The organism is uncultured Veillonella sp. (genome assembly GCF_963524655.1).
In the GTDB taxonomy this organism is placed as follows: Bacteria; Bacillota; Negativicutes; order Veillonellales; family Veillonellaceae; genus Veillonella.
The window spans coordinates 1-5,431 of record NZ_CAURHA010000057.1 but is presented as its reverse complement, the minus strand read 5'-3'; the positions used below and the strand labels follow the sequence as shown (position 1 = coordinate 5,431).

5 protein-coding genes are annotated in these 5,431 nt (G+C 41.8%); 3 read left to right on the top strand and 2 right to left on the bottom strand.

Annotated elements, in window-relative coordinates; translation table 11 throughout:
* The coding region (locus RYM16_RS08670) for an HAD-IIB family hydrolase (protein ID WP_314983347.1) at window positions 1-266 on the bottom strand (266 nt) is incomplete at its 3' end.
* A 167-nt stretch (window positions 267-433) separates the two neighbouring features.
* Here RYM16_RS08670 and RYM16_RS08665 point away from each other — a divergent pair.
* The gene (locus tag RYM16_RS08665) at window positions 434-760 is read left to right on the top strand and encodes a hypothetical protein (protein ID WP_054748203.1); all 327 of its coding nucleotides are present in this window, start codon (window positions 434-436) and stop codon (window positions 758-760) included.
* Here RYM16_RS08665 and RYM16_RS08660 read toward each other — a convergent pair.
* Window positions 753-1,934 carry an amidohydrolase gene (locus RYM16_RS08660; RefSeq protein WP_314983346.1) on the bottom strand — a complete coding sequence of 394 codons (1,182 nt, stop codon included), beginning with the start codon at window positions 1,932-1,934 and terminating at the stop codon, window positions 753-755. The two genes, RYM16_RS08665 and RYM16_RS08660, sit on opposite strands and share 8 nt — an antisense overlap.
* 238 nt (window positions 1,935-2,172) lie before the next feature.
* Between RYM16_RS08660 and RYM16_RS08655 the strand changes: the two genes are divergently transcribed.
* Together RYM16_RS08655 and RYM16_RS08650 are read left to right on the top strand one after the other, a co-directional pair.
* Complete coding sequence (locus RYM16_RS08655) at window positions 2,173-2,955, top strand: basic amino acid ABC transporter substrate-binding protein (RefSeq protein ID WP_287292627.1); 783 nt, start codon at window positions 2,173-2,175, stop codon at window positions 2,953-2,955.
* Window positions 2,956-3,131: 176 nt separating this feature from the next.
* Window positions 3,132-5,431: tetratricopeptide repeat protein (locus tag RYM16_RS08650; protein WP_314983345.1), on the top strand; the 2,300-nt coding region annotated here is incomplete at its 3' end.

Below are 5,431 nucleotides of genomic sequence, written 5' to 3'. Positions count from 1 at the left end.
ACATAGGCGCCATTTGTGCACATAAAATAGCGCAAGCACGGCAATTTTCCGATGACATCGTTCATCTCATTCCAGGCACGACCAGAAGCGATAGCTACGCGAATGCCACTTTCACGAGCCGCTCGAATCGCCTCGATAGCATCCTCAGGGATGGCCTTTTCGTCATTTACCAAGGTACCGTCCACATCAGATGCGATAAAGCGAATTGGCTTATCGCCTGTGAGACCTATGTAGTTTTTAATTTGTAATATTTCAGTTGAGGACATGCAGCCTCCTTTAATACAGTAGTATATAATTAGATAAATAATTAAATAGATAGTAATAGAAATAAATATATTCCTACTAAGTAGGATATTAAAGATTATAAGGTGTAAAATATAAACTAAAAGAACACCTAGATAGAAATTAAAACATAGATTGGAAGCGAGATACTATGCGCATAATAATCGATAGAGACGCCGTTTGTGCAGCGGATGATACTAGTTGGCATCGCGAAGAGTTTACCGTACCAGATGGTATCACCATAGCCGGTTTATTTGAATTTCTTGAGTTTAAATACATCCCTGTCATCGCCGGAAATAACGTAGTATGGGTTCTCTATCACCAAGATGTTGAAGTAGGAACCTATTTTACCAAAATTCAAAGTTTTATAAATGGCAATGTGTCATTATCGTCCATTATTAGTAATTCTGAAGGAGACAATAAATTCTATCTAAGATATTACAGCCACCCTGATAGATATAAAAAGAGCTTTATTTAGTTGCATTAAATTCGGCTACAATCTCTTGTAAAATATCTGGAGTCTCAACCAAGCACAACAATGTACGACCAATGATATTAGCACCATCGATGATGGTTTGTTCAATTGTAGGATCCAGCATGGCCGCGGCAAATTCTTTAGAGTGGCACACTTTATCGTCCCCAGCAAGTCGTAATTTAGGGTGGAACGCCGCACATTGATAGCTTACATTACCAATATCGGAGCTACCGCCGAGGGCTGCCGGACCAGGTTCAAAGTCTAGCCCCATGTCAGCCATCACTTCTTCGATGAGCGCTGTACCGCGATAGTTTTGATTCATATCATCATACGGATTGCCATAGAACTCAACATCTACTGTTGTACCTGTACATAGGGCAGCACCTTCAAAGATTTTTTTAATCTGTTCAGATAAACCGTTCAAATAGTCACGTTCTGTATGACGCACAGTGACCTCTAATTCACCATATGGAGGAATGACATTGGACGCAGTACCGCCAGCGATGATCCATGTACCGATGCGCGTTTCAGGGCGCACTTGTTGGCGCATCATATCCATAGCATGAATAGCGAGTTGTACGCCGTTCACCGCATTGACGCCATTCCAAGGCTCGCCTGCTGCATGGGCCGGTTTACCGTGGAATTTAGCGCGGAAACAATCGAGGGCCAAGAATTGTGAATTAGGACGCGTTTCCTCTCCATCGAGGTGAACCATAATAGCAAAATCATAGTCTTTAAATACGCCGGCATTGCACATATCTACCTTGCATCCCATGGCTTCTTCGTCTGGTGTGCCGATAATATCGATATCCATGTTGAAAGCTACGCCGTCTTGCTGCATTTTACGAAGTGTTAATGCCGCCAGTATGCTCATGGCACCACTCGCACAGTGGCCGCACGCATGACCTACTTCAGGCAATGCATCGTATTCACATAAAATTGCCAAACGACCTTGAGGTTTGTCTACTTTTACAACAGAGGCCTTGAAGGCGGTTGGCAAGTTACAGAATTCATAAGTTACATCCATGCCATGTTTTTCGAGGGCCGCACCAATAATTTTGACAGACTCAAATTCTTGACTAGAAATCTCAGGGTTCTTAGCTAATGTATAATTCACCGCAAAAGCATCAGGGGCGAAGCTTTTACAAAGATCTGAAAAGATATGTGTAAGGGACATATGGCCTCCAGTGATAAATTAATATATATAAATTAATATAACAATCTAGGATATTCTTAAATTAACATAATCATTAAGGGTATTCTACCTCGTAAATCACAAGGTTAAGTAGAAACATCTTAAAATATGAAAGTCATGTATTCTTAATTATACAATGTTATTGCCTATTGGTGTAAAATTCCGTACAATATAAACAGAAATGTATAAATCATGTATATGAATGTTTGAGGAGGATACTATGTTTAAGTTCAAAAAATTGACAGCCATCGCCCTCGTAGCGGTAGCAGCATTGGGTTTATTGGCTGGTTGTGGCAACGACAAACCAAAAATGACACAACAAGAAGGTGTATTGCGTGTAGGTTCTGAAACTACATTCCCACCATTCGAATTTACTGAAGGCGAAAAATACGTTGGTTTCGACGTTGATTTGTCCGAAGCAATTTCTAAAAAAATCGGTCTAAAAATGGAATTCAAATCTATGGGCTTCGATGCTTTGATTCCAGCTGTTCAATCTGGCGATATCGACATGATTGCTGCCGGTATCAACGCTACACCGGAACGCGAAAAAGTATTAGACTTCTCCGATGTATACTTTGACCAAGGTGGTTTCATCACAGTTGTTCGTAAAGACAACACTACAATCCACAACATGGATGAATTGGCAGGCAAAACTGTAGGTGCTCAAATCGGCACAATCCCTGTTGAAATGGCTCAAAAAATCCCTGGTACAACAGTAAAACAAATCGATTCCAATGCTAATATCTTCATGGAATTGAAAGCTGGCACAATCGATGGCGCTATCATCGATAACGCAGTTGCTATGTACTACCTCAAACAAGGTGCTGACCAAGACCTTAAACTCGTAGGCGAACCTACTAAATCCCCAGGCACAGTTCTTGGCGTGAAAAAAGGCAACAAAGCTTTACAAGAAGCTGTTAATAAAGCTCTTAAAGAACTTAAAGAAGACGGCACTTACCAAAAAATCTACGACAAATGGTTCGGCGATTATAACAAAAAATAATAGTGATTCTAAGGAATTAGGATAACTATATCCCCTCTGAAAGATTTCAGATTTCACAGCAACGTAAATCAAAATCTATGCAGAGGGGATTTTTTGTTTAATTTATTTTCTCTTTCACCGTACCAAATGTTCGTTATATAATAAATATATATTCTATCGTATAAAAAGGAGGCCTAATGGCACAGTACTTTACGGAACGCCTACAAAAGGTCTTCCACATGATTTTTAAATCCTATAATCAAAAAGCGGCTCAAGAGGGTTTGCGTCAGCTTGAACTTATCGTCAACAATCAGCAAGATGCAGTGTCAACTGATCATCGCGCCTTGCGAAACGATATGTCTACGCTTCTTGAAAGCGAAATTAATAGCAAAGAGGATGCGCTTACAATCGCTAATGATCCAGAAGCGCGCGAGCTAGGTGATGCATATGCCCTCTTAGCACGCGTTTATGCAGGCCCTCGCTTTACTTGGGAGGAATCTAATTTCCCAGAGGACAATATGCGTACCTATCAATGCTTACACGATAGTATTCGCCGTTGTAGTCCTATTGGAACCTTACAAGCGTTGCGCATTAAAGGTTCTATTACGCCAACTGTGGAAAAGGATATGCAAATCTCCTTTGATGATGCATTCCGCATTGTCCACGATTATGCAGCGCAAGACGACGCCTATTGCCAGTATGTAATTGGTAATGTATTTTTCTGGCGCGACGACAATCGCATTGAAGCAGCAAAAGATATGATTATGCCACCTCCTCTAAGTTTGGCAAAACGCATCCAACGAAGCCTACAAGGCGGTTCCATACACGATCGTATTGCGGCCTTACAAGGGACAATACCAGACGAGAAACTGCAAGAAAACGCATCGGAACTGGCGAAAAGATGGCTTAATAAAGCACTCTATAATGGGCTTGCCATGTTCCAAGGAAATTTGCGTAACATCTATATCGACGAAGGCGACTTTGAGAACGCCCGCCGCGTAGCTAGAACGGCTGCAAACCTTGGCAATCCAGCCATGATGCTCTATACAGGCCTCGACTGTCACGAAAATGGCAACTTTGAAGATGCTTTCACTTGGTTTACTAAAGCAGCCGCTTTAGGACAATCTGAAAGTATCGCCGAATTAGCAGACTATTACTATCATTTCTACGATGCCAAAGAATTGCGCAGTACCATTCCTTACGATCCAGTTAAGGCGATTGGTCTCTATCGCCGTGCCGCTACTAAGAACTTTAGTGATGCTGGGTATACCGCATTACAAGCGGCTTTTGGCTATATCTTTCACATCGGCCACCTCCCTTTAGACTGGGGACTCATTGCAGACTTAACGCATATGGCGGCGACTAAGGAACGCTTTATGTTCGCCTTGCCATACATTGGTTATATGCGCATCCACGGTTTAGGCGTGACAAAAAATATGCGCTTTGCCGTTCAATCCTTACTGCGCGTCTTAGATGAAGAGCAACGAGCCTTCGAAGAGGAAAATCGGGTTCTCTTCTACGATATTACGCGCGCCTTAACACGGGTTGCTCTCGGCTATGCCTATGAAAAAGGCTATGTAACAGGCACGCCAGACCTTGATCAGGCTGTATCCTATTACGAACAGTCGCATCAATATATCTTGTCCCATAAGGCAAACTTAGATGAAGAGTTAAAAGATATCCCTATCGATGACGAAGGAGCAGAGCGATTAGAGGCATTTGAGGAAATTGATGGTCACTGGCAGTATAAGGAAGGCATTGCAGAGTCTACTACTACGGTGCGCCCTAGTCCTACTACGTGGCCTCAATATGCAGCTCGCTTATCTGTAAACATGGATGACTTTCTGTGGGATACCACCTTATATGATTGGCAAACCATAGAAAAAGCCTTAACAGCCCAAGATGAAATAAAGTTAAGCTTTTACAATCATTTCCTATCCGTTCCAGACAAATTGCGCAACATTTTTAAGTTAGATGTTTTTCGTATGCCTCGAGATATGTATCAAGTGCGAATACACGGCTACGACCCTACGGAAGGGCAAAAAATCATCTATCGTACGGTAATTAATAAGGATGCTACACGCGATCTATTGAAAGACCTCTACGATAATCATGCCTTACCTAATCTAGTAGACAACTGGTCCATCGAAAAAAGCGAAGAAAAACCGACTTGGCACTATGTGCTCGATGTAGATCAACAAGCTTTCTTGCTCGAAGAATACGACGATGCGAACGCTATGATTCAAACTGCGTTGCAGGGCCTAAAAGAGAAAAAGTACGAACAGATTAATATTCGTACGCATGACTTTATAGGTCCATCGTATTTCATTTTTAAAGGCAATCAAGCGAATCCATTTAGAGTGCAGCTCTATCTGAAAGAATCTGTACGCCACACCATCGATGAGAATGGGAACCAAGAAAATACTCCAGGCAACACCTATTTATTTGAACAATACGTAGGCAACGAAGTATCCTTGAACTATTGGATTCAAAAAAC